Source organism: Cognatundibacterium oligocarboniphilum (assembly GCF_013377855.1).
Lineage (GTDB): Bacteria > Pseudomonadota > Gammaproteobacteria > Burkholderiales > Burkholderiaceae_D > Undibacterium > Undibacterium oligocarboniphilum.
The window spans coordinates 410,197-436,939 of record NZ_JABXYJ010000004.1 but is presented as its reverse complement, the minus strand read 5'-3'; the positions used below and the strand labels follow the sequence as shown (position 1 = coordinate 436,939).

26 protein-coding genes, 3 tRNA genes and 1 riboswitch are annotated in these 26,743 nt (G+C 55.4%); of the genes, 12 read left to right on the top strand and 17 right to left on the bottom strand.

What is annotated here, in order from left to right; all coding sequences use genetic code 11:
* Window positions 1-105 precede the first annotated feature (105 nt).
* From HV832_RS09270 to HV832_RS09255, 4 genes are all read right to left on the bottom strand, one after another.
* A tRNA-Thr gene (locus HV832_RS09270) sits at window positions 106-180 on the bottom strand.
* A gap of 33 nt (window positions 181-213) precedes the next feature.
* Window positions 214-287 (bottom strand) — tRNA-Gly (locus HV832_RS09265).
* A 38-nt stretch (window positions 288-325) separates the two neighbouring features.
* A tRNA-Tyr gene (locus HV832_RS09260) sits at window positions 326-411 on the bottom strand.
* Between the two features lie 71 nt (window positions 412-482).
* Complete coding sequence (locus tag HV832_RS09255) at window positions 483-1,229, bottom strand: MgtC/SapB family protein (RefSeq protein WP_176803455.1); 747 nt, start codon at window positions 1,227-1,229, stop codon at window positions 483-485.
* A 186-nt stretch (window positions 1,230-1,415) separates the two neighbouring features.
* Window positions 1,416-1,522: riboswitch (yybP-ykoY riboswitch) on the top strand.
* Window positions 1,523-1,615: 93 nt separating this feature from the next.
* On the opposite strand from HV832_RS09255, the gene HV832_RS09250 reads away from it, so the two are divergent.
* From HV832_RS09250 to HV832_RS09240, 3 genes are read left to right on the top strand one after another with little or no spacing between them, the layout of a single operon-like run.
* On the top strand, window positions 1,616-2,188 hold the full coding sequence (locus HV832_RS09250) for a TMEM165/GDT1 family protein (protein ID WP_176803453.1): 573 nt from the start codon (window positions 1,616-1,618) through the stop codon (window positions 2,186-2,188).
* 8 nt (window positions 2,189-2,196) lie between these two features.
* Window positions 2,197-2,565 (top strand): ArsC/Spx/MgsR family protein, encoded by a 369-nt coding sequence (locus tag HV832_RS09245; RefSeq protein ID WP_176803531.1) that lies wholly within the window; start codon window positions 2,197-2,199, stop codon window positions 2,563-2,565.
* Complete coding sequence (locus HV832_RS09240; protein WP_176803451.1) at window positions 2,558-3,361, top strand: hypothetical protein; 804 nt, start codon at window positions 2,558-2,560, stop codon at window positions 3,359-3,361. Before HV832_RS09245 ends, HV832_RS09240 begins: the two co-directional genes overlap by 8 nt.
* Window positions 3,362-3,432: 71 nt before the next feature.
* Here the strand turns inward: HV832_RS09240 and HV832_RS09235 are convergent, their stop codons facing one another.
* The 5 genes from HV832_RS09235 to HV832_RS09215 form a co-directional block, all read right to left on the bottom strand.
* Window positions 3,433-4,074, bottom strand: coding sequence for a LysE family transporter (locus tag HV832_RS09235; RefSeq protein ID WP_176803449.1), 642 nt, complete (start codon window positions 4,072-4,074; stop codon window positions 3,433-3,435).
* Between the two features lie 69 nt (window positions 4,075-4,143).
* Window positions 4,144-5,694 carry an HDOD domain-containing protein gene (locus tag HV832_RS09230; protein ID WP_176803447.1) on the bottom strand — a complete coding sequence of 517 codons (1,551 nt, stop codon included), beginning with the start codon at window positions 5,692-5,694 and terminating at the stop codon, window positions 4,144-4,146.
* Window positions 5,695-5,757: 63 nt separating this feature from the next.
* Window positions 5,758-7,389, bottom strand: coding sequence for a tetratricopeptide repeat protein (locus HV832_RS09225; protein ID WP_176803445.1), 1,632 nt, complete (start codon window positions 7,387-7,389; stop codon window positions 5,758-5,760).
* A 189-nt stretch (window positions 7,390-7,578) separates the two neighbouring features.
* Window positions 7,579-7,776, bottom strand: coding sequence for a DUF2905 domain-containing protein (locus HV832_RS09220; protein ID WP_176803442.1), 198 nt, complete (start codon window positions 7,774-7,776; stop codon window positions 7,579-7,581).
* A 91-nt stretch (window positions 7,777-7,867) separates the two neighbouring features.
* Window positions 7,868-9,052, bottom strand: coding sequence for a class I SAM-dependent methyltransferase (locus tag HV832_RS09215; protein ID WP_176803441.1), 1,185 nt, complete (start codon window positions 9,050-9,052; stop codon window positions 7,868-7,870).
* Between the two features lie 45 nt (window positions 9,053-9,097).
* Between HV832_RS09215 and HV832_RS09210 the strand changes: the two genes are divergently transcribed.
* From HV832_RS09210 to ttcA, 3 genes are read left to right on the top strand one after another with little or no spacing between them, the layout of a single operon-like run.
* Complete coding sequence (locus HV832_RS09210) at window positions 9,098-9,907, top strand: SDR family oxidoreductase (protein ID WP_176803439.1); 810 nt, start codon at window positions 9,098-9,100, stop codon at window positions 9,905-9,907.
* A 6-nt stretch (window positions 9,908-9,913) separates the two neighbouring features.
* Window positions 9,914-10,312 (top strand): dihydroneopterin aldolase, encoded by a 399-nt coding sequence (locus tag HV832_RS09205; protein ID WP_176803437.1) that lies wholly within the window; start codon window positions 9,914-9,916, stop codon window positions 10,310-10,312.
* An 8-nt stretch (window positions 10,313-10,320) separates the two neighbouring features.
* Window positions 10,321-11,289: a tRNA 2-thiocytidine(32) synthetase TtcA gene (ttcA, locus tag HV832_RS09200; protein WP_176803435.1), complete on the top strand. Its 969-nt coding sequence runs from the start codon at window positions 10,321-10,323 to the stop codon at window positions 11,287-11,289.
* A gap of 81 nt (window positions 11,290-11,370) precedes the next feature.
* Here the strand turns inward: ttcA and HV832_RS09195 are convergent, their stop codons facing one another.
* The 3 genes from HV832_RS09195 to HV832_RS09185 all read right to left on the bottom strand — a co-directional run bounded on the left by HV832_RS09195 (window position 11,371) and on the right by HV832_RS09185 (window position 13,447).
* On the bottom strand, window positions 11,371-11,769 hold the full coding sequence (locus HV832_RS09195) for a DoxX family protein (protein WP_176803433.1): 399 nt from the start codon (window positions 11,767-11,769) through the stop codon (window positions 11,371-11,373).
* A gap of 140 nt (window positions 11,770-11,909) precedes the next feature.
* Window positions 11,910-12,785 carry a pirin family protein gene (locus HV832_RS09190; RefSeq protein WP_176803431.1) on the bottom strand — a complete coding sequence of 292 codons (876 nt, stop codon included), beginning with the start codon at window positions 12,783-12,785 and terminating at the stop codon, window positions 11,910-11,912.
* Between the two features lie 59 nt (window positions 12,786-12,844).
* Window positions 12,845-13,447, bottom strand: a complete 603-nt coding sequence (locus HV832_RS09185; protein WP_176803430.1) for an FMN-dependent NADH-azoreductase — start codon at window positions 13,445-13,447, stop codon at window positions 12,845-12,847.
* A gap of 133 nt (window positions 13,448-13,580) precedes the next feature.
* On the opposite strand from HV832_RS09185, the gene HV832_RS09180 reads away from it, so the two are divergent.
* Window positions 13,581-14,492 carry a LysR family transcriptional regulator gene (locus HV832_RS09180; RefSeq protein ID WP_176803428.1) on the top strand — a complete coding sequence of 304 codons (912 nt, stop codon included), beginning with the start codon at window positions 13,581-13,583 and terminating at the stop codon, window positions 14,490-14,492.
* 106 nt (window positions 14,493-14,598) lie between these two features.
* Here HV832_RS09180 and HV832_RS09175 read toward each other — a convergent pair whose 3' ends face one another.
* The 3 genes from HV832_RS09175 to hmgA all read right to left on the bottom strand — a co-directional run bounded on the left by HV832_RS09175 (window position 14,599) and on the right by hmgA (window position 17,908).
* On the bottom strand, window positions 14,599-15,033 hold the full coding sequence (locus HV832_RS09175) for a YidB family protein (protein ID WP_176803426.1): 435 nt from the start codon (window positions 15,031-15,033) through the stop codon (window positions 14,599-14,601).
* A 235-nt stretch (window positions 15,034-15,268) separates the two neighbouring features.
* Complete coding sequence (fahA, locus tag HV832_RS09170) at window positions 15,269-16,600, bottom strand: fumarylacetoacetase (RefSeq protein ID WP_176803424.1); 1,332 nt, start codon at window positions 16,598-16,600, stop codon at window positions 15,269-15,271.
* Window positions 16,601-17,908: a homogentisate 1,2-dioxygenase gene (gene hmgA / locus HV832_RS09165; RefSeq protein WP_176803422.1), complete on the bottom strand. Its 1,308-nt coding sequence runs from the start codon at window positions 17,906-17,908 to the stop codon at window positions 16,601-16,603. It abuts the gene before it with no gap.
* 113 nt (window positions 17,909-18,021) lie between these two features.
* On the opposite strand from hmgA, the gene HV832_RS09160 reads away from it, so the two are divergent.
* Together HV832_RS09160 and HV832_RS09155 are read left to right on the top strand one after the other, a co-directional pair.
* Entirely contained in the window at window positions 18,022-18,930 is a 909-nt protein-coding gene (locus HV832_RS09160; protein ID WP_176803420.1) for a LysR family transcriptional regulator, read from the top strand.
* Window positions 18,931-19,140: 210 nt separating this feature from the next.
* A complete protein-coding gene (locus HV832_RS09155) occupies window positions 19,141-20,277 on the top strand; it encodes an alpha-hydroxy acid oxidase (protein WP_176803418.1) in 1,137 nt (378 codons plus the stop codon).
* Window positions 20,278-20,435: 158 nt separating this feature from the next.
* Here HV832_RS09155 and HV832_RS09150 read toward each other — a convergent pair whose 3' ends face one another.
* Both HV832_RS09150 and HV832_RS09145 read right to left on the bottom strand, forming a co-directional pair.
* On the bottom strand, window positions 20,436-20,900 hold the full coding sequence (locus HV832_RS09150; protein ID WP_176803416.1) for an Hsp20 family protein: 465 nt from the start codon (window positions 20,898-20,900) through the stop codon (window positions 20,436-20,438).
* A gap of 38 nt (window positions 20,901-20,938) precedes the next feature.
* Window positions 20,939-21,085 carry a hypothetical protein gene (locus tag HV832_RS09145; protein WP_176803414.1) on the bottom strand — a complete coding sequence of 49 codons (147 nt, stop codon included), beginning with the start codon at window positions 21,083-21,085 and terminating at the stop codon, window positions 20,939-20,941.
* A 38-nt stretch (window positions 21,086-21,123) separates the two neighbouring features.
* On the opposite strand from HV832_RS09145, the gene HV832_RS09140 reads away from it, so the two are divergent.
* From HV832_RS09140 to HV832_RS09130, 3 genes are all read left to right on the top strand, one after another.
* Complete coding sequence (locus HV832_RS09140; protein ID WP_176803412.1) at window positions 21,124-21,675, top strand: thymidine kinase; 552 nt, start codon at window positions 21,124-21,126, stop codon at window positions 21,673-21,675.
* A gap of 489 nt (window positions 21,676-22,164) precedes the next feature.
* Window positions 22,165-24,711, top strand: coding sequence for an alkaline phosphatase D family protein (locus tag HV832_RS09135; RefSeq protein WP_223827191.1), 2,547 nt, complete (start codon window positions 22,165-22,167; stop codon window positions 24,709-24,711).
* Between the two features lie 648 nt (window positions 24,712-25,359).
* Complete coding sequence (locus HV832_RS09130; RefSeq protein ID WP_176803408.1) at window positions 25,360-26,613, top strand: nitronate monooxygenase; 1,254 nt, start codon at window positions 25,360-25,362, stop codon at window positions 26,611-26,613.
* Window positions 26,614-26,743 lie beyond the last annotated feature (130 nt).

Sequence of the window (26,743 nt, the reverse complement as noted above, 5' to 3'; positions counted from 1 at the left end):
TGGTGCGCTCGAACTTACCTTTTGCCATTTTGAACTCCTAACAATTTTTATGAGAATACTCAGGCACACGCCCGACGACTTCAGACTTGAAACACCAGATTCACATGGTGCCCTTGACGTGGATTGAACACGTGGCCTCTCCCTTACCAAGGGAGTGCTCTACCACTGAGCTACAAGGGCAACTTGTTTGCACAAAAAAAACCACGCAAATACTGGAGCGGGTGAAGGGAATCGAACCCTCGTCTTAAGCTTGGAAGGCTTCGGCTCTACCATTGAGCTACACCCGCAAGGGCCACCACTTCAGCCGCATTACTAAATTCTTACCTGGTGGAGAGGGCTGGATTCGAACCAGCGTACTCGTAAGAGGGCAGATTTACAGTCTGCTGCCATTAACCACTCGGCCACCTCTCCGCAGGGAACCCCGAACTATAGAGATAGTATCACCCAATGTCAAGGGATATTTTAAAAATCCCCCCTTACGGTCAGTTTTTGGCGTGCGTCAACTGGAAAGAATCAACGCCCTGAATTTTCTCCAGGTCATGTGACAGCTCGCTGAGCGAAACTGCATTTTTTTTGTCGAGGGCGATCGCAATAAAATGCCATTCTGACATGCCATTATTTACCGCAATGGTCAGCGTCCCGGCAGCCAGCTCATAACCGCGGGCAGTCAGCATGGATTCCATCTCCGCCTGTTCCGGCCGCACCCCGTTCCGGAAACGGACCACGATCACGAGCGCTGCCTGCGAAGGCAGCCATGCTTCAAGCCGGTGCACCCAGATCATGCAGGCAGCGGACAGCAACGCCAGCAAAATAGCAGAAGCGTAAAAACCAACGCCGACCAGCACACCGATCGCAGAAGAAGCCCAGACCGATGCCGCCGTTGTCAGGCCACTGATGGTAAATCCCTCCTTCATGATCACGCCGGCCCCCAGAAAGCCGATACCGGTGACGATGCCCTGAATCGTACGGGAAGGATCAAGATTCACCGGCGACAAGGCTCTGCCGCCAAACCAGAAATCCGGATACCCGGCAATCACCACCAGCGCGGCGGAAGCCATGCAAACCAGGCCATAAGTCCGCATACCGGCGGCGCGGCCATGGTAGGAACGCTCATAGCCGACGACAAATCCTAGCAGCATGGCGCCGGCCAGATTCAGGAAAATGATGATATTGGCGTTCAGCTCCGCTGGCGACCAGAACAGCATGAAGTGACTCAGATATTCGCTCATAATGCTCCATATCTCTATTTTTATCGTTTTAAATAATTTTGAAATGATTTTGACATCAAAACCGATGCCGAGTGTAACAACTCCGTCCCGGTTTGTGCGGACATTCCGTGATTGGACTTTGCGGCGTCAGAACACATGGCGAAAAACAATTACTTTACCGCTTGCAGGGATGCAGTATAATTCGCGCTCACTTTCATTGGGGAGTAGCCTGCCCTGGCCATCCGGGGAAATCGCATCAACATACTTGACCGCAGGTCATGGTGCGATTGGCTTTGCATATACGTGCAGAGTTTGGCAAGACCTTTGATAGTGCCATTTCTGTTGCGAGGGATCGGACGGAATGTCACTGTCATTGGTTAATACCGTCCGATCCCGCACACATCATTATGGAAGCTTTCCTCGTCTCTGCTCTGGCGGTCACCATTGGCGAAATCGGTGATAAAACACAATTGCTGGCATTGCTGCTGGCTGTACGTTACAAAAAACCGGTCCCGATCATTCTCGGAATCTTATGCGCGACGCTGGCCAATCATGCGCTGGCCGGACTGCTCGGACAATGGGTGGCGCACCACGTTCCGGCAGACATTCTGCGCTGGGCGCTGGGCCTGTCATTTCTGGCGATTGCCGCATGGACGCTGAAGCCGGACGAAATGGAAGACGAAGGTCTGAACGACAGCCATTACGGCGTCTTTGCGCTGACCTGCGTTACTTTCTTCATTGCGGAAATCGGCGACAAGACGCAGCTGGCAACTGTTGCTCTGGCAGCCAAGTATAGCAATCTCGTCATGGTCATAGCCGGCACCACGCTCGGCATGCTGATAGCTGACGTACCGGCTGTTTTTCTCGGAAAAATTGCCGCTCCCAATTTCCCGTTCCGCCTGGTACGCTGGATTGCGTCCGCTGTTTTTGCGGTACTCGGTCTGATAGTCCTGCTGGGGATCGGTGAACGTTTTTTATAAGACAGATGATGCTGACAATTTATCATAATCCGCGCTGCTCAAAATCACGCGAAACACTGGAGCTGGTCAATGCGGAAGCGAATCGGCGCGGCTGGCCTGTGACGGTGATTGACTATCTGAAACAGCCTCCGGATCTGCATGCACTGCATCAGATACTGACGGCGCTGGGTGGTGACGTGCAGCAAATGCTGCGTGCTAACGAGCCGGAATATACCGTTGCCAATCTGCAGGATGCGGATATTGATACTGCATTGCAAGCCATCATGCGTTGTCCGGCATTATTGCAACGCCCCATCGTTTTAATGGATCAGCGGGCGGTCATTGGCCGCCCACCCGAGAACGTGTCCATCCTGTTTCAGAAAGCGCATCATGAGTGAATTTAAACTGGCTGCCGGCAGCATGGTCAAATTTGGCTGCACCACCGGCCAGCTTTATCCTGCATTGCGTCAGGGTCTCGCAAAAGAGATCCCGGCGCAAGGTTTTTCCGATACCGGCAATCAGTCGCCGCCAGGCGTGATGGTCGGTGAACTGATGGCATATTTTGCCGCCTGTGCCGGCTTCTGCAATGCCACCAGCCAGCTGCATCATGCGCATCAGGAAGTGCTGTCTGCATTTGTGCAGGCGCTACAGGAACAGCACGGCCGCAAGCCGGAGATGCCCGAGCTGGAAGCGATTGCGCATCAGGCAGGGTTGCCGGTGGTGCTGGAAATCACACTGGAACAAGATTGCGTGTTACTGGCCGACCCGCATTTTGTTGCAGAGGATGAAGCGGAAAAAAGCTGGAAACTGTGGCGCAGCGGGGCATTGCAAACAGCTGAAGGCATTCCTGCGGCATGGATACGGCATTTTTACTTCCCCCGCCTGCTGGATTATCGCGACATCGGCACTGCCAGAAATCCGAGGATGCTGGAGCAAACCACTGATGCAGCGTTGATGGTGGGCGGCCTGATGCAATCCTGGCACAAGGATACGCCGGCCGATTTGCTGAATGCGTTTCAAAAGCAATATGGCCGCATCAACTTTTCCCAACGCAGTCCGTTCAATGAAACCGCACTGGAGCGTTTCTTCAATCTGCATGCGATGCTTGATCCGGCTACCCGCCTATTGAATCAGATGACACTGTGGCAGGACATTGACGCGCTAACGAAAAAACAACATATTCCCCTGGCATAAAAACATCCGCCCACGGCGGATTTTTTTAACGTTATTCCGGCTGCCTGCACGGGCACTGCCAAACCGGCGCTTCAGCTTGCCGGGCTGCGCTTCACAAAAAACAGCGCGGTGCCGATCGCCATCAGTACACCGCCAAAAAACCGGTTCTGCCCTTTCAGCCAGCGCGGATTGCTGAAATAGCGCTGCATGCCGGATGCTGCCAACGCATAGCTGTGCATCACGATCAGATCGACCGAACACATAGTGATGCCGAGTATCAGCAATTGCGGCAGCAATGGGGCATCGTGTGAGATAAATTGCGGCAGCACCGCAACCATGAAAATGATGCCTTTGGGATTGGTCGCATTGGTCAGAAAGCCGGTCAGGAAACGGCGCGACCAGTCCGGAGTCTGCGTATTTGCCGATGCCTGCTCGGTTTTGATCAACTCCACCCGCGCCCGCCACTGATTGAAACCGAGATAAATCAGATACAGCGCACCGACGGTTTTAATCACGCTGAACGCCAGTTCCGAAGCCATCAGTATCGAACCGACGCCCCCGCCCGCAATCGCCAGAATCAGCAGCAAGCCCGCCTGCAAGCCCAGAATAGTACCGCTGGCTTTCTTGACGCCGTAATTAAGGCCGTGCGACATCGACAGCACGGCGCCGGAACCGGGAGAAATGGCAATCACACAAGCGGCGATCAGGAATGTGAACCAGGTCGAAAAAGTCATGATGTATCACTTAAAAAAAACTGTCCTGAACAGGATTGTATGCTTTTCTGGCACAGTGCATCGTCTCGCTTATCCCCGCATGATGGCCGCCAGCAACTGGTTTTTGAGCGTCTTGATCAGCGCGGTTTCATCCTGTGGCACTCCCTCTTCTGCCGTATTGATACGGTCTGCATAAAACAGACCGATCGGCTTTTTCTGTATGACCAGCGGCAATATGATGCAGCTGCGTGCATCCGGCAGCAACTGCAGATACCAGGCAGGCAATAAGTGACGGATTTTCGGGGCACGCAACTCGGCGATCATCACATCGGCATTATTGCTCAGGGAAAGCTGAAACAGATCCGCCTCTCCTTTGACCGGAAAATGAAACCCGCGCTGCCGCTCTGCATACTGTTCGCCAACAGCAACCCGGGACACAAAGCGCTCGCTGCTGCGGTCGCGCAGGCAAATAGTGGCAAAACGAAAACCCAGGCTGGTGTACAGGGTTTCCAGCACCAGCAGGATCAGGTCATTCAGACGATAATCTTCGGCGGCCAGCATTTGCGTCACGTCCTGTACGCCAGCCAGCAACAGGTCGCGGGCGTTGACCGGTTTGCCGCTGGCATAGCGCGCTGCCTGCTGTGCCGGCACGACATCATTGGTCTGCAATAAAAATTCCAGCGGTACTTCCAGCAATGGCGCCTGTTCGGCCGGCACGCCTGCCAGATCATGCAGGGACAAATCCATGCTCTTGGCTAATTGCCGGGTTTCTTCCTCCACTTTCTGGATAATTTCACCCAATATGTTGCGATCCAGTTCCAGCACATTACCGAAACGCCGCAACAGGTTTTCATACTGTTCCTTGCGATCAGCATGCGCAGACATGGTGATTCCCGCCAGGGTATCGCTGAAGCTGGCGACCTGCTTCAGCCAGTCGTGCCGCAGTACCGGCTTGCGCAACTCTCCGACTGGCAGCGGCGTTAGTGACTGGATGATCGTGTCCGGGATCTTCCAGCTCTGCAGCGCCATCTCGCCAAAACGTTCAAAACTGCAGCCCAGCAGTACCGTGGCAGCTTCTTCCGGCCGGCTATCCGCCGTCTCTGTAATATGCTGAATGCGCATGTACAAATCATGATCGAAGGACGCCACCAGCACCCGGCCGACATTTTTAAACAGCGATGCCACGGCGGCTTCTTCGCTGTCCTGAAATCGTCCTCGCTGCGCCATTTCACGGCCGATCATGCTGGCGCACAAAGAACGTACCAGCTCCTTGCGCACACTGCTGACCTGCGCCATATCCTTAAAACAATCCACCAACAGCATCGCCAGCGCACTATCTTTCACGGTATTAAAACCGAGCAGGAAAATCGCCCGTGAAATCGTGGTCACCGCAGCTCCGGCACTGGTGCGGTACTGCACCGTATTGGACAGGCGCAGGATTTTCTGCGTCAGACCAACATCAGACAAAATGAAATGCGCAAGACGCGCCACCGAGTCTTCGCCGGAAGAAGTGATTTCAACGACTTTGGCAATCGCCACACCCAGCGTCGGCAGATCGCTTTCGTCATTGATGAATTTCAGCAGACGCTCGCGTGGGGATTCCAGTTGCGATACTGAGAAAGCGGGATTTGGATATTTCATGACTATCAATTCTGCGGATTGTCCGCACGGATTCATCTGGCACGGTGTCTGACCGGCTGCGGATCAGTTTTTGGCGATACGACCCACGCTCATACCGTATTTTTTCTGTAATTCGTCGTATAGTCCGCGCAATGCCTTCAAGCGTGGATTCATCGGATCAAGGCGGCGGCCTGCCTCAATCAGGAGACGCGCCTGTTCGCCGGTAACATTATCCCAACCAAGATTTTCCAGGCATTTCAGGGAGGCCAGCGCCGCGTTCATCACCACCTGCGGATTCTCCGGCGATTTTCTTGCTGCGGTAATCATCAGGTCAACCGATCCCCGGAAATCGCCCTGCTTGGCCTTCTGCACACCCAGCGCCACCAGATCCATGACTTCTCTCTGGCTGCGCTGCGCAAGTTCCTTGGCGATATGTCCTTTGCCAGCACTTTCAAAGACGTCCATCGCCTTTTTCATGATCTGCTGGTTGCTGGCATTTTTCATTACATCAAGAATGATGTCGGAAGCAGCGTCTTCGTTATCATTATTCAGACATTGTCTGGCCAGCCCGATCTTGGCGCCGGTCGATAAACCGATATCTTCTTTCGATGCCTCCACCGCAGCGCCGAGTTCTTCATCCAGACGCGCATCGCCCGTTTTGGCATGCACGATCGCATTCGAAATCGCGCGGCAAGCTGCTGTTTTTTTCAGCCCAGCCATATTGCGTTCCATATCGCGAATCACAGATTTAGCCTGATCGGTATCGCCTTTTTTGACCAGCGCATCGACCAGATTCATGTGATCTTCCGGGTCGCGGAATTCGGAGAATTTAGCTTTGTTGACAACTTTCTTGAATACATTTTCAGCCGTTTCGACATCGCCGGTTTCCATCGCAATCCGCCCCAGGTTGCGCAAACGGCGCACCGCATGGGGTGACACATTGACAGCAGTATCCAGCACCTCTTTGGCTTCCGGTAATTGTCCGATCATTTCATGCGTTTTCGCCAGCCAGTCGTAGGCATCCATATATTTGCTGTTTTCCGTCACCAGATCACGCAAAATATTTTCCGCCTCTTCGTACCGTCCCTGCATGTACAACGTTTTTGCCAGCCCCAGCCTTGCCCACGCCACGGCTTTCAATTCAAACAGCTGGGTGTAAAGCGCCTCAGCTTCAGCGGCCTCGCCCTGTACCACATGCAGCTCGGCGCGCAAACGCATGAAGTCAATCGCATATTTGGGAAATTCACGTTCCCCATGATGACAAGCCGTGATGGCTTCGCTGACAGCCCCTTGTTCCATCAGGCTGAAAACTTCGACGAAGGCTTTGCGTTTTTCAATGGCACGCACCACCCGTTCCAACAGCATATCGGCGGTGAAGGGTTTCAGCAGATAATCGGAAGGCGCCAGTTCTGCTGCGCTGATGACTTTGCCGTAGGAGCGTTCGGCGGTAACCATGATAAAGATGGTCGACAGTGGCGCGAGCTTGTGATGCCGGATGTCTTCGAGCAGTTGCTGTCCGTCCTGGCCAACGCCGAGATCATATTCGCACAGGATCAGATCAAACATTTTGGCCTGAATTGTGCGGACAGCCGTCCCCGCAGAGATGGCATGTTCCACCTTGGTGATGCCACACAGATTCAGCATATTATGCAAACTGACCCGCATTCCCTGATGCGGCTCAATGAGCAATGCCCTGATATCGCTGAGTTCGCTCATTTCAACCTTTTGAATAATTTTTATATGCCCTAGCCAGCCCCGCATCATTTTCGCACGATGGGAAAATCGGGCAGTCGCTATGTCAGGCGCAAATTCATTATATTGAAGTGTCGGCGTAATGGCGCAAAAACTTTAGTCCGGCCGCTGTCTGCCTGCCACGCTCTGCAGTATCCGGCAGCCATACGCGGCTCACTTGAACAGGCGCGCCAGCAACAGGACGAACAGGGAAATCAGAATTGTGGACGCAAACGGGAACGAAAAATCCCGTCCGAACAGACGGAACCGCAGGTCTCCGGGCAGACGTCCGATGCCCAGTTTTTCCAGCCATGGCAGCAGGCTGGAAAACACGACGACGACCAGAAAAATCGTCAAAAACCAGCGCATCATTAGATACTCCCCCTATTTTTCATCAAAATCAGTCTGCCCTCAAGGAAATACAAGGTGAATTTTATATACTACCTCCCAGTATATTTTTCACTTACAAACGGTGGCAACGATCATGACGCAGCAGACGCTCTGGCAGCGTCATTCCGATTCCCACCGTCAGCACTTTAAACAACTCTCCCATTTCGGCTGGCGACACCAGTTTTTGCAACGCGTTCGCCTGCGGCAGATATTGCATGGCCTGTTCCGGTGCGCTGCGGCTGAGCAGATCCGTGATGCCGGATTCCAGCAGAAAACCGGCTTGACTGGTGTAGCTCAATAAAGACAATCCGCTCTCCAGCGCCGCCTGCGCCATGGCGGTGAAATCGACGTGTGCCGTAATATCTTGCAATCCAGGCAAATAAAACGGATCGGGATGCGCATGGTGACGGTAGTGGCACATCAGCGTGCCGCTGCTGCGTTGCGGATGATAGTACTCGGCGGCAGGAAAACCGTAATCAATCAAAATGACGGCACTACCTTTGCCGCTGTCGGCATAACCAGTCTGTAACATCGCGCCCAGACTGCGCATGAAACCGCGCGCCACCGTGTGAATCTCGGTCACATAGCCGGGTGGCAATGCCTCTGCCTGCGGAATCTGTGCGGCGCGGGATGCCTCGCAGGCACGCTCCTGCCATGCCAGCACAGGTTCCGTCGTATCGGCCTGCTGCGCTGCCAGCGTCACGCCCAGCTCGGCCCAGCCCTGCTCAGTCTTCACCAGCAAATCAACCGGCATCGCGTCCAGCACTTCATTACCGAGCACCAGACCGGAAAAAGCAGCCGGCATTTCCTGCAGCCAGACCACTTGCGGAAAATCCCTGAGCAATTCTTCTTGCCGCGCACGCAGTTCGCCGGACAATTCCACGATAAAATAGCGCTCGATCGTTATTCCCGAAAATTGACATTCCGTTAAAAAATCTCTGGCGAGCTTGCCGGTTCCCGCACCAAACTCCATTACCTGTGGCAGGGTTTGTGCGAACAAGGTTCCCGCCAGCGTTGCCAGGCTTGCGCCAAATAAAGGCGACATTTCCGGTGCCGTTGTAAAATCGCCGTCTTTGCCTAATTTTGCGGCACCGCCGCTGTAGTAACCGGTCTGAGGTGTGTATAGCGCCAGCTCCATATAACGCGAAAATGGAATCCAGCCCTGATGCCGGTGAATGTCGGCGGCGATCTGTTGTTGCAACGCTTGTGATGCAGCCAGCGCCTCTGACGCCGGAATAGGAAGAGATAATTTTTGCATACCGGCATTGTAGTAAAAACCCCGTAGTCACGTTAAAGAATTTCCATGACCCATACCAAGCCCAACAATGTGATTCCCCGTGTCGCCCTCGTTACCGGGGCAGCCCGACGTATCGGTAAACATATTGCCTTGCGCATGGCGCAGCAGGGCTGGGACATTGTCGTGCATTTCGGCAGCTCCGCTGACGATGCCGCGGCAGTGGTCGATGAAATCCGGGCAATCGGCCGGCGGGCCGTCGCCTTGCGATGCGATCTGGCCGACGAAGCAGCGACGTTGCAATTGCTGCCGCAGGCGGTCGCCGCCATGGGAGCGGTGCATTGCGTAATCAACAATGCCTCGCTGTTTGCCGAAGACGATGCACATAGCTTCAGCTACGCCAGCTTAAACCGCCACATGCATGTCAACCTGGCAGCGCCGGTGTTGCTGGCGCAGGCGTTGCATGCCGTCACGCCGGAAGGCCGGCAAGCCTGTATGATCAACCTGCTGGACCAGAAACTGTTTAACCTGAATCCCGATTTTTTGTCCTACACCCTGTCAAAAGCCGCCCTGCAATGTGCCACCACCACGCTGGCGCAGGCACTGGCGCCGAAGGTGCGCGTCGCCGGCGTCGCCCCGGGCATCACCATGATGTCCGGCGAGCAGAGCGAAGCCGACTTTCAGCAGGCGCATCAGGTCACACCGCTGGGCCGTTCCAGCACACCGGAAGACATCGCCCGCACCGTCTGCTTTGTAGCTGACAGTCCGGCCATCACCGGCACCACCATTCTCGTTGATGGCGGTCAGCATTTAATTCCTTTGCAGCGCGACGTAATGTTTTTAGCGACTGCCCATCCCACTTCACTTTCCTCAGAATGAGCTTTTATGTTATCCGTTCTACACCATCCGCAACTCACCGCCTGCCGCCGCCTGTTTTTGCGCAATTACGAAGTCAATATCAACATCGGCGTGCATGAGTTTGAGAAAAAGGGCGAACAGCGCGTGCTCATCAATGTCGATCTGTACATCCCGCTGGCAAGCTCGACGCCGAAAGAAGATCAGCTGCATGAAGTCGTCGATTACGATTTCATGCGCGCGTCGATTGCGAAACGCGTTGCACAGGGTCACGTCCATCTGCAAGAAACTCTGTGCGACGACGTTGCCGGCATCATGCTCGCCCATCCGCAGGTCCGCGCCGTCTGCGTATCGACCATGAAACCCGATGTCTATCCCGACTGCGAAGGCGTCGGGGTGGAAGTTTTCCAGATTAAAAACGTTATTTAAGTCCCGCCATGCAAGCTCTACACGAATCCCTGACCGGTCTTTCTCCTGACGCCGCACGCTCCGCAGAATCCGGCGTTGCCGCACCGTCCGCTAAATCGCAGGAAAAAATCATTTACGAAAATAATAAACTGCATAAACGCCTGTGCCGCCTGGTCGGTCAGGCGATCGGCGATTTCAATATGATCGAAGACGGCGACAAGGTCATGGTTTGCCTGTCCGGTGGCAAGGACAGCTATGCGCTGCTCGACATCCTGATGACGCTGCGCGAACGCGCGCCGATTCATTTCGATATCGTCGCCGTCAATCTCGACCAGAAACAACCGAACTTTCCGGCGGATGTGCTGCCGGCGTATCTGGACAAAACCGGTATTCCTTACCATATCGAAAATCAGGACACCTACAGCATCGTCAAACGCCTGATCCCGGAAGGCAAGACTACCTGTTCGCTGTGCTCGCGCCTGCGCCGCGGCATTCTGTATCGCGTTGCCGACGAGCTGGGCGCCAACAAGATCGCACTCGGCCATCATCGCGACGATATTCTGGAAACCTTTTTCCTGAATATGTTCTTCGGCGGTAAACTCAAAGGCATGCCGGCCAAACTGCAGTCCGATGACGGAAAGCACATCGTGATCCGCCCGATGGCGTATGTGAAGGAAGCAGATACCGAACGCTATGCGCAGGTGAAGCAATTCCCCATCATTCCCTGCGACCTGTGCGGTTCGCAGGAAAACCTGCAGCGTAAGCAGATCAAAAACCTGATGCGGGAATGGGATAAGAAATATCCGGGCCGAGTCGAGAATATTTTCTCTGCCTTGTCGACCGTCGCTCCCTCGCATCTGATGGATAAAAATCTGTTCAACTTCACCGATCTGAAAATCGACGGCGAAGCCAATCCTGACGGCGATATTGCCTTTGATGACGAGCCTTGCGCAACGTCATCCGGTGGCGTGATTCAGCTGCATCTGGATCAGGACTAAGTTTGACGGTATTGCCTGTTGCGAAACAAAAAACGGATGCCGACGGCATCCGTTTTTTATCCGCATTACCACGAGCGAGGTTCAGTCTTTCTCCACGCTGCAGGCGCCGCTGCCATGCACGCCGATCATCAGCAGACCACCCGCTATCGCAAGATTTTTCATGAAATGAATCGTCTGATTTTGTACGGCATCGGCCGCTGCGTGCCAGAAGTCATGGAAAATTGCTGCTGCCGCGATTGTAAACAGCATCATCACCAGCGCTGCCCAACGCGCCTTCCAGCCTGCGATCAGCATCAGACCGCCGCCCAGTTCAACGATGATAGCCGCCACCGCTGCCAGTGCCGGCAACGGCAAACCCTTGCTGGCGATGTACCCGACCGTGCCGTCGAAACCGGTGATCTTGCCCACGCCAGACATCACAAATATCAATGCCATCAGAACCCGGGCCACCAGCGGCCCGTAATTTTCCAGTGCTTTCATGATGATTCCCTTTTTTTAAAATGTGATTGAATTTCTGTCACTACCGCCAGACATGCTGGCGTAACGCCACTCCAAACCACGACTGCACCAACACATCAGCAGCGCTGCCGCCGCTGAATTTTCAGTTTTCCCGGTAATGCTCAGGCGCCCAGACGGCCTTCACGGAAATCGCTGATCGCCCGGAAAATTTCCTCCTGGCTGTTCATCACAAACGGACCGTACTGCACGATCGGCTCGCCCAGCGGTTCACCGGCAATCAGTAATGCGCGACTCGCGCCAGCAGCGCGCAGCACCACGCCATCGGCTTCTGGCACCTTTTTAAGAATCGCCATCCGCTGTAGCGGCACCGGCTTGTCTTCTACTTCGAGTCCGCCTTCATACACGTACAGAAAAGCATTCGCAGTCGGACTCAGCGGTTGCTGAAACTCCGCACCGGCCGGCAGATGGATATCCAGATACAACGGTTGCGTCACTTCCCGCTGCACGGCACCATCCACGCCGTGGCTGTGTCCGGCAATCACCCGCACAGTCACACCGGCATCCGTCACCAGCTCAGGAATCTGCTCGCTCTGGATATCGCGGTACCACGGTTCACAGAGTTTGTCCTTCGCAGGCAGGTTCAGCCACAGCTGAAAGCCTGCCATGCGGCCGTCCTGCTGCTCCGGCAGCTCGGAATGGATCACGCCGCGACCGGCTGTCATCCACTGCACGCCGCCGGTCTGCAGCAATCCTTCATGCCCTGCGCTGTCGCGGTGCCGCATCCGGCCGGTCAGCATATAGGTGATCGTTTCAAAACCGCGATGCGGATGATCCGGAAACCCGGCAATATAGTCATCCGGATTGTCGCTGCCAAACGCATCCAGCATCAGATACGGATCGAGCCGGTACTGCAACGGCTGCGTCAGTACCCGCGTCAGGCGCACGCCTGCGCCATCCGATGTTTCCTGTCCGGCCACGATCTGCTCAATCAGCCGTGAATGCCGTACCTGTTGTGTTGTACGTTGATCGCTGTTCATTTTGCTTCCTGCCTTTCTGCTAACCCTGTTTCAGGGTCAGTCTGCATTACATGGTGTTTTTAAGCGCCGGTCAATTCTTCGATTTGCTGCGTCGCAGAAGCCAGTGCTGCCGCCTCGCTGTCTGGCCCCATGGCCAACCCTTCGGCATACACGAATTCCACATCGGTCATACCGAGAAAACTGAAGAAGGTTTTCAGGTAAGGCATCTGGGTATCGTTCGGGGTATTGCGGTACAGTCCGCCGCGGGTCAGCACCACATACACCTTTTTGCCGGTCAGCAGCCCTTCCGGACCGTTCGCGGTATAACGGAAGGTCACCTGAGCACGGGAAATCGCATCAATCCAGTTTTTCAGCTGGGCGGAGATGCCGAAGTTGTACATCGGCGCGCCCAGCACCACGATGTCGGCAGCCTGAATTTCAGCGATCAGCGCATCATCCAGCGCAACCCGCGCCTGCTGCTGCGTACTGCGCTGCTCTGCCGGTGTGAACAGCGCCTGCAGGGCGGCCTCGTCCAGCACCGGATGCGGCTGGCTGCCCAGATCGCGCAGCGTCAGGCTGGCACCAGGATTTGCCGCCAGCAAACGCGCACTCAGCAAATTGCCGAGACGATTGGAATGGGAACCCTGGGAACGGGCGCTGGAGTTAATTTGAAGAATGTTCATGATGTGTCCTTTTCAGTGAGTTGCGATGACCTCACTTTAGTCGTTCCACATTCAAACCAGAAGACCTTATTTCGGATATTATTATTCCAAATATGGAACAATAATTGACCACCAGCCTATCGAAAAGCCGCTCATGGAACTCGAAGCCAATGATTTAATGCTGTTTGCCCGCATTGTTGAGGAAGGCAGTTTCAGCAAAGCCGCAATCCGGTTGAAAATACCGAAATCCACCTTGTCGCGCCGGATCACGGCACTGGAATCGCAGCTTGGAGAACGTCTGCTGCTGCGCACCACGCGCAAACTCAGCGTCACCGATTTCGGACAAAGCGTGCTGCAGCACGCGCAACAGGTGCAGGAGGAAGTCGCTGCCACGCTGGCGCTGACCCAGCATCGTCAGGCTGAACCATCCGGGCGTCTGCGGATTTCGATGCCGGCGGATTTTGCGAATCAGGAAATGAGTCTGCTGCTGTCCAGGCTCTGCCGCCGTTACCCACAGATAGCGCTCGACATTGATCTGTCGCCGCGACGGGTCGATCTGATCGGTGAAAATTTCGACGTCGCCATCCGGGTCGGTGACCTGCCGGATGATGCCTCGCTCGCCGCGCGCGGGCTGGCCGTTTTCCAGAGCGGCCTGTTTGCTGCCCCGGCCTATCTGCAACAGCACGGCACGCCCACCGAACCCGAGGCGCTGATGGAGCATGACACGCTGCGTCTGGCGGGACGCAATGGCGAACCGGCCATCTGGCGCCTGCAGCGCGATAGTGAACAATGGGAAGGCATACCGCCCGGCAAAGCGACCGCCAATTCGCCGGAACTACTGACCCGGCTGGCGCTGAATGGGGAAGGCATCATCATGCTGGCGCATCACTTCGCGCATCGTTTTGTCCGGAGCGGTGAATTGCTGACGGTGCTGGGAGACTGGAAACTGCCGGACATCAATGTCTGGGCGGTATTCCCCGGAAGGCGGCTGATGCCTGCACGCACCCGCGTGTTTCTGGATGCGTTGCAGGAAGATTTCATCGCCAGCCGCTGCCGGATTTTATGAAGAAATATCCTGCCTGCCGCGCAGCTTTCCGACCATGCAGGTCGGGAAAAATCACGTTGCGGGACAAGCAGGATAGCCGTTCACCATATCATCTGGCATGACGGACTCAGCGCGCCACCTCTTGCAACAGACCCAGCACATTTCCCAATGCACCGCCCGTTACGCCGCCTTCGGGCACCGCACCTCCAGGAGTCAGGTGATCGATCACCTGCGGCAGCAGCTGCGCCAGATGGCCAGACAGCTGCTCCGGAGAAAATCCCAGTTTCTGCGCAATTTCCTGCACCTGCTCGTTACCCAACACCGACTGCAGCTGTTCGGCAGAGATCGGCAGGTTCTCGCCAGTTCCTACCCAGGATGCCACCACGCCGCCCAACCCCTTTTCTTCAAACGCGCTGATCAACCCGGCCAGACCACCTGTCTGCGGATTATTGACCAGACCGCCAACCGCTTCCAGCAAGCCCGCATGCTGTTCGCCGCCAGCCTGCGCCGTTTGTGTCAATGATCCCAGAACCTGTCCTGCTATTGAATCGAACAATCCCATTGCAATCTCCCTGAAAAATATCCTGCTGTATCTCTGTTCAGGAACCAGCAGCAGACCACTGCCAGTCGCGCCTTACCCAGGTAATCCCTGAGCCTTGTTTATGACGATGCACCGTCACTTTGTCAGGTTACACCATCTGCATGACAGTCTGATGATGCCGATGCTGCGCCGATCCGGAAAAGAAATTAAAAAGGAAGCCCGCAGACTTCCTTTTCGAAGATTAAAACTAAGCGGTTCAGGTTCGTGCCGGCAGTAATGTGCCGGCAACTTCACCAAAACCGATGCGCGGCAAACCTGCCCGCTGCGCCCAGCCGCGCAGGATGACGGTATCGCCGTCTTCCATGAAAGTACGCTGTTCGCCGTTTTGCAGCGTCAGTGGCTTCTTACCACCTTCGGTCAGCTCCAGCAGCGAGCCTGCTTCTTCCGGCGCCGGACCGGACTGGGTGCCGGAACCAAGCAGATCACCCGGATTCAGATTGCAGCCGTTGACGGTATGGTGCGCCACCAGCTGCGATACCGTCCAGTACGAGTGACAAAAATTCGACAGCGACAGGCGTTGCGCGGGTACGCCTTCCCCACGCATTTTCGCGGTCTGCAACAAGACTTCGAGCTGGATATCAAACGCACCGCTGGCGCGCAGCTGCGCATCATCGAGGTAGGTCATCGGCTGTGGGTCGGCGGCATTGCGCGTCCACGCCAGACGATAGGGTGCCAGCGCTTCCAGCGTCACAATCCACGGTGAAATCGTGGTGGCGAAATTTTTGGCGAGAAAGGGCCCGAGCGGTTGGTATTCCCAGGCTTGCAGATCCCGTGCCGACCAGTCGTTCAGCAGACACAATCCGAACACATGGCTCTCGGCATTCTGTACGGGAATGCTGTCGCCCAGGGGATTGCCGCGACCGATAAAAATACCGACTTCCAGTTCATAATCCATGCGCTTGGCCGGACCGAATACCGGATTATCTGCGGCGGGCGGTTTGGTTTGTCCCAGCGGGCGACGGAAAGTCTGTCCCGACACGCCGACAGAAGAAGCCCTGCCGTGATAACCGATCGGTATCCACTTATAATTCGGCAGCAAAGGATTATCCGGGCGGAATAATTTTCCGACTGCGGTGGCGTGATGTACCGAGGTATAGAAATCGGTGTAATCACCGATGTGCGCCGGCACGGTGAATTCGGCAGCGCTCTGTGGCAGCAAACATGCCTGCAGCATGCCCTGCTGACTGGCGCCTTCGCGCAATACCCGCGACAGCGCCAGCCGCAGCGCCGACCACACCGGAGCACCGAGCGCCATTAATCCATTCAGGCCGGTAGCATTCGCTGCTGCCGTAAATTCACCGCCCTGCAATTCGGTATACCCGGCAAAGGCATGTACCGCGTGCGCTGCAGCCAGATCGAGAACCTGATCACCGATCGCCACGCCGATACGGAAAGTCTGATGGCTGCCGGTGCGGCGGAACATGCCGAACGGCAAATTCTGGATCGGGAAATCCGATTCCGGCTGGTTGGCCAAAGCCACCCAGCTGCGCAGATTCACATCGTGGGTTTCATTGAGTTGAATCGTCATTTATCGCTGCTCCGGGTTGAAATTTTTTTTGATGCCCTGCCAGCACTGGTAGTAATCGCGCTGCAATTGCGGCGACTCCATCGCGGCGCGGGTCGGTTTGATGATATTCCGTGTCTCGATCATAAATGCCATGGTATCGGCAACCTTCTGCGGTGCGCTGGTGTCGATGCTGCCGGCTTTCTCAAAGGTCGGCGCATCGGGGCCGTGACCGCTCATGCAATTGTGCAGGCTGGCGCCGCCTGGGCGAAAACCGGCCGATTTGGCATCATACTGACCGTGGATCAGCCCCATGAATTCACTGGCGATATTACGGTGGAACCAGGGCGGGCGGAAAGTATTTTCAGCAGCCAGCCAGCGCGGCGGGAAAATCACGAAATCGATGGTATCCACGCCCGGCGTATCGCTCGGCGCCTGCAATACCAGGAAGATTGACGGATCGGGATGATCGTAGCTGATCGAACCGATGGTGTTGAAGTGGCGCAGATCGTATTTGTAAGGCGCCATATTGCCGTGCCAGGCCACCACGTCCAGCGGAGAATGGCCGATTTTCGCCGACCACAGGTTGCCGCTGAATTTGGCGACCAGTTCGAAATCGCCTTCCTTGTCTTCATACCAGGCCACCGGCGTCTGGAAATCGCGCGGATTGGCCAGACCGTTGGAACCGATCACGCCCAGATCGGGCAACTTCAGCATCGCGCCAAAATTTTCGCAGACATAGCCGCGCGCTTCGCCATCCGGCAGATGCACCTGAAAACGGATGCCGCGCGGCACCACCGCGATTTCCTGCGGTTCGATGTCGATCAGCCCGAGTTCGGTGCGCAGATGCAGACGCCCTTGTTGCGGGATGATCAGTATTTCTGCATCGGCGTTGTAGTAAAACCGGTTTTCCATGTTGCGGTTGGCGGCGTACAGGTGGATCGCGCAACCGCTTTGCGCATCGGCGGAACCATTGCCGGCCATGGTCAGCCAGCCTTCGATGAAATCCTGCGCGACGGCAGGCATGGGCAACGGATCCCAGCGCAACTGGTTCGGCGTCGATGGCGTCTGGCCAAAATCATTGGTCATGCCTCCATTGCTGATTTGCGCGAATGGCTGGTGCATCGCTGCCGGGCGGATGCGATACAGCCAGGAACGACGGTTCGCATGGCGCGGCGCAGTAAAGGCGGTGCCGGATATCTGTTCAGCATATAAACCATACGCGCATTGCTGGGGAGAATTCTGGTTTTTCGGTAAAGCGTCCGGCAAGGCCTCGGTCGCCCACTCATTGGCAAAGCCGGTCTGGTACCGGCGGAATGATGTTGTTTCCATGAAAAGCTTCTCCGCAGGAAGAAAGTGGAAAAAAGTTAGCCGGATCACTTTACTGCAAGCTTTTTCGTTTTACTATATAAATACAAAAATACAGATCATTCACCAAATCAATAATGCGTGACATTTACCAGATCGATCTGAATCTGCTGATCGTGTTTCAGCGGATTTACGAAGAACACCAGATTTCCGTCGTCGCCCGGCAACTCGGCCTGTCGCAGCCGGCGGTCAGCAATGCGCTGTCGCGCCTGCGCCGTACGCTGGATGATGAGTTGTTTGTGCGGACAACGAACGGCATGCAACCGACGCCGCGCGCGCGCCAGCTGGCTGATCCGGTGAATCTGGCGCTGCAGCAGATCACGCAGGCGCTCAACAGCGAGGATGATTTCGATGCAGCGCAGAGCAAGCGTCCGTTCACGATTGCGATGACCGATGTCGGCGAAGTGTACTTCATGCCGGTACTGACGGCGGAGCTGGGCTTGCAGGCTCCCGGTCTGCAGATCAATACCGTTCGCGCCAGCAGTGTGGATCTGAAAAGCGAGATGGAGTCTGGCCGGATTGATCTGGCGATCGGGGCTTTCGATGATTTATCGGACGCCTGGTATCAGCGCCGCCTGTTCCGCCAGCAATATGTCTGCATGATGCGCCGCGAACATCCGCTGGCAACAGAGAAACTGGAACTGCGCGAATTCTTGTCTGCCCGCCATCTGCTGGTGATGTCGCAGGAAGAACCTTACCTGAAAATCAATCAGGCGCTGACAAAAGCGGGAATCCATGGCAACGCGCATTTCCAGGTACCGCATTTTGTGGCGGTGCCTTACATTGTCAGCACCAGCGATTTGCTGGTGACTGTGCCGCAAAAACTGGCAGAACGCGCCGCCACGCCTTTTGGCCTGGTGTTTCGCAAGCCACCGCTGCGCCTGCCTTCGCTGCAAACGCATATTTTCTGGCATCGCCGTTATCATCAGGATGCAGGCAATCAATGGCTGCGCGAATTTATTTTTCAACGTTTTTCGGAAGCCTGACAGCGCCATACCTGCGACAGAATACGGGTGCTACCCGGCCAGGTTCCTGTAAAAATCCCTGGCTGCCAGCGGCAAGTATTCAACAGCTGAAAATACTTCACTCAAGTACTGAAACGTTTTCCCCCATCGTAACCGGGATATCCCCTACACTTCCGGTTATTGATTGTCTACATTGTTTGTATTTACTGATTGCAGAAGCGGAGAACCAGCATGCCTGTCATTACCTGTGTCGAAGATTTACGTTTGCTTGCGAAAAAGCGCGTTCCCAAGGCATTTTACGACTACGCCGACAGCGGCTCTTATACCGAAAGCACGTATCGGGCAAACAGCGACGATCTGGCGGCGATCAAACTGCGTCAGCGGGTGGCCATCAATGTCGACCAGCGCAATACCCGCACCACCATGGTCGGCCAGGAAGTAGCGATGCCAGTCGCCATCGCCCCTACCGGACTGACCGGCATGCAATGGGCGAATGGCGAAATGCTGGGCGCCATCGCCGCCGAAAAATTCGGTATTCCGTTCACGCTATCGACCATGAGCATCTGCTCCATCGAAGACGTGGCCAGTGTCACCAGCAAGCCATTCTGGTTTCAGCTGTATGTGATGCGCGACCGTGGTTTTGTGAAAGAAATGATCCAGCGCGCCAAGGCCTGCAAATGCTCGGCGCTGGTGCTGACGCTGGATTTGCAGATTCTGGGGCAGCGGCACAAGGATCTGAAAAACGGCATGTCAGTGCCACCGAGACTGACGCTCGCCAATATCATCGATCTGGCTACCAAACCGGGCTGGGCGCTGCGTGCGCTGAGCGGCCGCAAAACTTTCGGTAATCTGGTCGGTCACGTCAAAGGCGGCGATGGCATCCTGACTCTGAGTCAGTGGACTGCCAGTCAGTTCGATCCGACCCTGAACTGGGACGATGTCGCATGGATTAAAAAAGAATGGGGCGGCAAGCTGATCCTGAAAGGGATTCTGGATGTCGAGGATGCGAAACTGGCAGTGACTGCCGGCGCCGATGCGATCGTCGTCAGCAATCACGGTGGCCGCCAGCTGGATGGCGCTATGTCATCAATTGAAGCCTTGCCGATGATCGTCGATGCAGTCGGTCATCAGACCGAAGTCTGGTTTGACGGCGGTATCCGCACCGGCCAGGATATTCTGAAAGCCACAGCGCTCGGCGCCAAAGGCAGCATGATTGGCCGCGCTTTCCTGTACGGACTGGGCGCAATGGGAGAAAAAGGCGTGACCACCATGCTGGAAATTCTGCAGAAAGAACTCGATGTCAGCATGGCGCTGACCGGTACCAAAGATATCCGCGAAGTCAATCTGAGCAATATCATCCGCAAGTAAAACGCATGACTGCCCATGCCGGGCACTACCCGGCACCTCCATCAACAATGCCCGCTGTCACACGGGCATTTTCACAGGTGTCGGCGGTTGCCACCGGATGGTTACAGACTGCCACTTAGCGTAAAACAGGCCATCAGCAATCTGTACTCGTAGACCGGTTATGCCGCCTGTTGCTGCGCAGCCTCCTGCACCAGTTGCAGATTTTCACCGTCAATCAGAATGCGGCGTGGTTTGTAGGCTTCAGGGATTTCACGCACCAGTTCTATCGTCAGCAAGCCATTGTCGAGGCGCGCCGCCATAACCCGTACATGATCGGCGAGACGGAAACGGTGCTCAAAATCGCGGGAGGCAATGCCACGGTGCAGGTAATTGCGCTGACCTTCTTCTTTCTGGCGGCGACCGGCGACTTTCAGCATGTCACGTTCGCTTTCGATCTCCAGTTCACTACGTTCAAAGCCGGCGACGGCCATGGTGATCGCGTATTTATCTTCTGCAATCAGCTCAATGTTGTAAGGCGGATAGCTCGGTGCGGCGTCGTTGCGCTGGGCATCGTCAAAAAATTGTGCCAGACGGTCAAAGCCGATCGCGGAACGGTACAGGGGAGCAAAGTCAAAATTACGCATGGTGATATCCTTTTAAATAGAAGCGATATAAATGATTGTCACAGACCTCCGTTGAGCATCTGTGGCTCAAAGATATGGCGGCTGTCAGTCATTTCAAGAGCAGGCATGACGGAATTTTGCAGCGTGACCGCGGGCGCAACAATGATTACAATGTGCATCCCCCGGATCACTTGAAATTCATGCATGCGTTCCCATCTGGGACAATTCATTCTGAAAGAACACTGTGGCAAAGCTTTATTTCCGATACTCCGCGATGAATGCAGGCAAATCCACCGCCTTGCTGCAAGTTGCCCACAATTACGAAGAGCAGGGGCAGCAGGTTTGCGTGTACACCGCCGCCATCGATCACCGTTATGGCACCGGCAAAGTCACCTCGCGGCTCGGCCCGCAGCGCGCAGCCGCGGTGTTTGATGCGGAATTTGATTTTTTCCGGGATGCGCCGCAAGTGAATTGCGTGCTGGTCGATGAGGCGCAGTTTTTATCCGCACAGCAGGTCAGGCAATTGCACCGGCTGGCGCATGTGCGCGGTGTACCGGTGATCTGTTACGGTCTGCGCAGTGATTTTCTGGGTGAGCCGTTTCAGGGTTCCACTTATCTGCTGGCACTGGCCGATACGATAGAAGAACTCAAAAATATCTGCACCTGCGGAAAAAAAGCCACAATGAATATCCGTGTGGATGCCAGCGGCAAGCGCATGAAAAGCGGTGCCCAGATCGATATTGGTGGCAACGAACGTTATCATCACGTCTGCGGCCGCTGTTTTTACGCCGACTGATGGCTGACTGATCTATTCCGGCACGCCTCCGGCTAACAGTATCCACCCCTTCGCCCCGCCCATTGCTCCGCTGCCCGATCTGCACAGCGGATGCAGACCTGTTTCACAAGACAGCAATCACAGAACCGATCCAGAATCCGGTAATGCCCGATCGTTCCTCCGTTAACCTGCGCAACCACGCACCAGCGACCAACCGGACACGTTGTGCTGATCTTTATGACATGGTTTTCTGTTGGGCGAAATTTCAAAATAAAATTGAAAGCAAGCACTCACATAGAAAGAAACCACTACCTGACTTGTCATCAGGATGAAACAACTGCCGACTAGGCTATGAGGTTTTAGCATATTGTTAGCATCTGGCGACTTAGCCAGATAACAATACCAGACAGACCTGCCCCATGGCTTTCCGGTCACCGGCTTCCTGCTTTGAGGAGCCGGGACAAAAACAGCCGCATGGCAGGAATTTGTCCTGACACCAAGGAGATCAAATTGGATAGAAGACAGTTTTTAAAATACGGCGGTTTTTTCTCAGTCAGCGTTGCCAGCGGCGGCCTGACTGCATGCGGCGGTGGCACAGCAGCCAGCCAGGCCAGCAGCGGTTCTGACCTGCCCGCAGCCAGCGGCGGCAGCTGGAAATTCCCGCAAAGCGTTGCCTCCGGCGATCCGCGCCCTGACAGCGCTGTGCTGTGGACGCGTGTGGTGCCATCCAGCGTGGATGTGGCAGCACCTGCGCCTGCCGGCAATGATGTCTCTATCCGTCTGATCGTCACCGCCGCCGACAACAGCGCCCTGCTCGGCAGCAATACTGCACTGACCGGCAGCACCATTGTCGATACCCGTTTATCCGTACTCGCCGCTTACGACAACACGGTGCGCAGCAAAGTCACCGGCCTGACACCGGGTCAGACTTACTTCTACCAGTTCATCGCCGGCGACGTGCGTTCCAACGTTGGTCGTTTCAAGACCGCACCGGCAGCCGGCAGCAATGTTTCTCAGGTGCAGTTTGCGTATATCACCTGCCAGGACTGGAGCGTGAATCACTGGGGTGCGTTTTCGAATATTGCAAAGAACGAAAATCTGGATTTCATCATCCATCTGGGCGACTACATTTACGAAACCGTCGGTGCTGCTTTTCAGACTGCCCCTGTGGAAAGTAGCCACATCGCATTGCAACTGCCGGACGGCACCGTCATGAATGACGCCAGCGGTGCACCGACCAAAGCCAAATATGCCACTACGCTGGCCGATTACCGTTATCTGTACAAAATGTACCGCAGTGACCCGCGCCAGCAAGCCGTCCATGAACGGTTTGCCTATATCGCGATCTGGGATGACCATGAGTTTTCCGACGATGGCTGGCAGGATGCGATCACATATGACAACAACAGCCTCGATGCGCAAGGCCAGAATATCCATCAGCCAACCCGTCGCCGCTCCGCGAATCAGGCATGGTTTGAATACATGCCTGCCGATGTGAATTTCGACTCTGCTGCAACCGGCTTCCAGAATATCCAGATTTACCGCGATTTCCAGTTCGGCAATCTGATGCAGCTGATCATGACGGATGAACGTCTGTACCGTTCCGACCATGTGGTGCCGGAATCGATCTACAATCCGGCGACCGGCAAGCCGCTGAACAACAGCATCGGCTCACGCTATATCGTGCCGCAGAATGTGTACAACATGCTCGAAGCGCAGGAAATCACCACTGCCACCGCCATGACTTCCGATCCGCTGGCCTACAACACGATGCTGGGTCAAACCCAGCGCGACTGGTGGAAAAACAAAATGCAGAATTCCTCCAATACCTGGAAAGTCTGGGGCAATGAAGTCTGCCTGATGCGCATGGGCCTGAACGGCACAGATGCGATTGCCACACTGATCGCGCTCAATGCCATCTCCACTGTCGCAGGCAGCATCACCACGGCACTCAGCAACCCGGCGCTGGGCGGCAATGTGCTGGTCGCCGCCGCACTGGTGGCTGCTGCCACTGCCGGCGCCAGCCAGAGCACTGCTGCCGGAGCCGGTGTGGCGATCGCCACTGCCGACACCCAGGGTGGCAATACGCTTGCCGCAGCGGTTGCCGCCGGACTCAGCACCACACAGGCAGGGATTGCGGTTGCTGCCTATAACACTGCGAAATCGGCTGCCGCTGCCGGAACCGCTACCCAGATCGGCGCTGCCGCGCAAGTTATTGCGTTTGGCTATATCAAACCGGATGTGCAGGCCAACAAGCAGAATTCCCAGTTCGTCATCGCTTCCGGGCAACAGGCTGCACTGTCTGCGTACTTCACCAAATTCCTGCTGAACTGCGATCAGTGGGACGGCTATAACGCTGAACGCAAAAACCTGATGGCGCATCTGCTGAACAACAAGATTTCCAACGTGGTTGCCGTTACCGGCGATATTCACGGCTTCTTCGCCGGTACCGTCAACAGCGATTTCGATGCCACCGGCGGCGGTACGCCAGCGATGGTCGATCTGGTGACAGCAGGGATCAGTTCGGATTCCTTCTTCAGCTACATGAAAGCCGGTGCAGGTTCGACCGGGCTGGCGACCATCGTGTCCTACCCGCTCAGCATCCCGGTACCGAATGTCGGCACCGTCAACATCAACGTCAACCTGCTGGACTACACCATGGGTAAGGCAGCACCGACCGTGGATGGTCTGCTGGAACAGATCCGCGTTCAGCTGACCGGCGCACTCGCTGCGCAGGGCGTGCCGGAAGGCGCGGTACTAAGCGGTACCGTCGCCGCAATTTTGGCGAGCCTGAAAACCAACAGCGCGTTCAACACCAACCTGCTCGGGCTGGCGCAGCAGTTGTCTGCATTGAACAGCAATCCGTGGCTGGCGCATATCAATGCCGATGCCCAGGGCTACGCCGTGGCAACCGTCACACCGGGCAGCTTCGTGGTGCAATTCAAGCAGGTCAATAAGCTGGTGAATACCGGCAACATGACCGCGCCAGGCAATGTCGTGGCACGCGTGACGACGGCAACGGTTGCCAGCGGCAAGGCAGCGGTCAGCATCAGTTAACCGTTTCGCAGGATCTGCCAACCGCATCATCCACCAACCGGTGTGTGGTGCGGTTTTTTTATGACCAAAATCAGGGGGAGTATGCAGGAAATATGGCCCATCCTCCTGATAAACAAAGGAGATTTAAATATACTCCAGGGAGTATGTCGATCAGAAAAATTATGCCCGCGAGACTTGAGTTATGCCAACGGCGACACCACCTGCAACAGGAAAAGCCTGTCAAAACAGGCGGCACGGATAACAGACTGACCGGCACAAGGCAGAGGCAAGAGCGGCGAAATTCCCACAGGCCGGTTTGCGCGATATCAAGTTTCTCACAGAAAGAAAACCTGACCGGCAGCAACAGTTGCCACTTACGGAGCAACAGAGATGAACCTTACCACCGGCAATGGAGTCTAACAACCATCATTATTCATGCTTCTTCGCCCACTTTTCAGCAATATCATCCAAATTCAGATTCTCCGCATTTTTTTGCCCGGAAAATCCGGTTTTTGGATGCAGCAATACCCGTTTTACAGCGATTAAATTTATTTACAGCATAAACCGAGGCTGGCTTACAATCTGGGGCGCCATCCATTCGAGTGGTGGCTTCACTCCAATTTTTCAGCGGCATGCGGGTGTGACCTTATCAATGTGTCAAGGATAGCAATGAAACGAGTAGATGATTTCCGCCTGAAGTTAGGCAAAGATGAACTGGTTCCTATCATGATTGGTGGGATGGGTGTTGATATCTCCACTGCCGAGCTGGCGCTGGAAGCTGCGCGTCTGGGTGGCATCGGCCATATTTCCGATGCGATGGTGCACGATGTGTCCGACCGCCGTTTCGATACCAGTTTCGTCAAGGAAAAAACTAAATTCTACAAGTACAACATCAACAATTCCGACAAGACCAATATCAAATTCAATCTGGAACATCTGGCCGAAGCGACCCGCATGCATGTCGGCAAGACCATGGAAGCCAAGCAGGGCAAGGGCATGATCTTCGTGAACTGCATGGAAAAGCTGACCATGAACGCGCCCAAGGAAACTCTGAAAGTACGCCTCGAAGCAGCACTCGACGCCGGCATCGATGGCATCACCCTGAGCGCTGGTCTGCATCTGGGCTCGTTTGGACTGATGGCCGGTCATCCGCGTTTCCGCGAAGCCAAGCTGGGCATCATTGTCTCGTCCTTGCGCGCGCTGCAGCTGTTCCTGCGCAAAAACGCGAAGCTCGACCGGCTGCCTGATTATGTCGTGGTGGAAGGTCCGCTGGCTGGCGGTCACCTCGGCTTCGGCGACGACTGGGCGGAATACGATCTGCAGACCATCATCACGGAAATCCATCAATGGCTGCAGGCAGAAAAACTCGATATCCCGCTGATTGCGGCAGGCGGTATTTTCACCGGCAGCGATGCGGTCTCCTTCCTGGAACACGGCGCGTCCGGCGTGCAGGTTGCGACCCGCTTTACCGTCACCAAAGAATGCGGCCTGCCTGACAGCGTGAAGCAGGAATATTTTAAAGCCAGCGAAGACGATATCGAAGTCAATCATATTTCCCCGACCGGCTATCCGATGCGCATGCTGAAAAATACGCCGGCCATCGGCGACGGCATCCGTCCGGGCTGCGAATCTTACGGCTATCTGCTGGATGGCAACGGCAACTGCGCCTACATCACTTCATATAACCGTGAAGTGGCGCTGCATCCGGATGCCAAGAAAATCTCGGTCATGGACAAAACCTGTCTCTGCACGCACATGCGTAACTTCAACTGCTGGACCTGCGGTCAGACCACTTATCGTCTGAAAGACACGACCCGCAAGCTGGCCGACGGCAGTTACCAGATTCTGAGCGCCGAACACGTGTTCCATGATTACCAGTTCAGCACGGACAACCAGATCGCCCTGCCGGAGCAGGCAGCCTGAACCGGCAGAAATAAACGCACTTCTATCAACAAAAACGCTGCCCTGTCCGGCAGCGTTTTTTATGTCTGTTCCGCTTGATTGACTGGCTGGCAAGCCACCGGTCAGCGTATCGACCGGCCGCATTATCCTG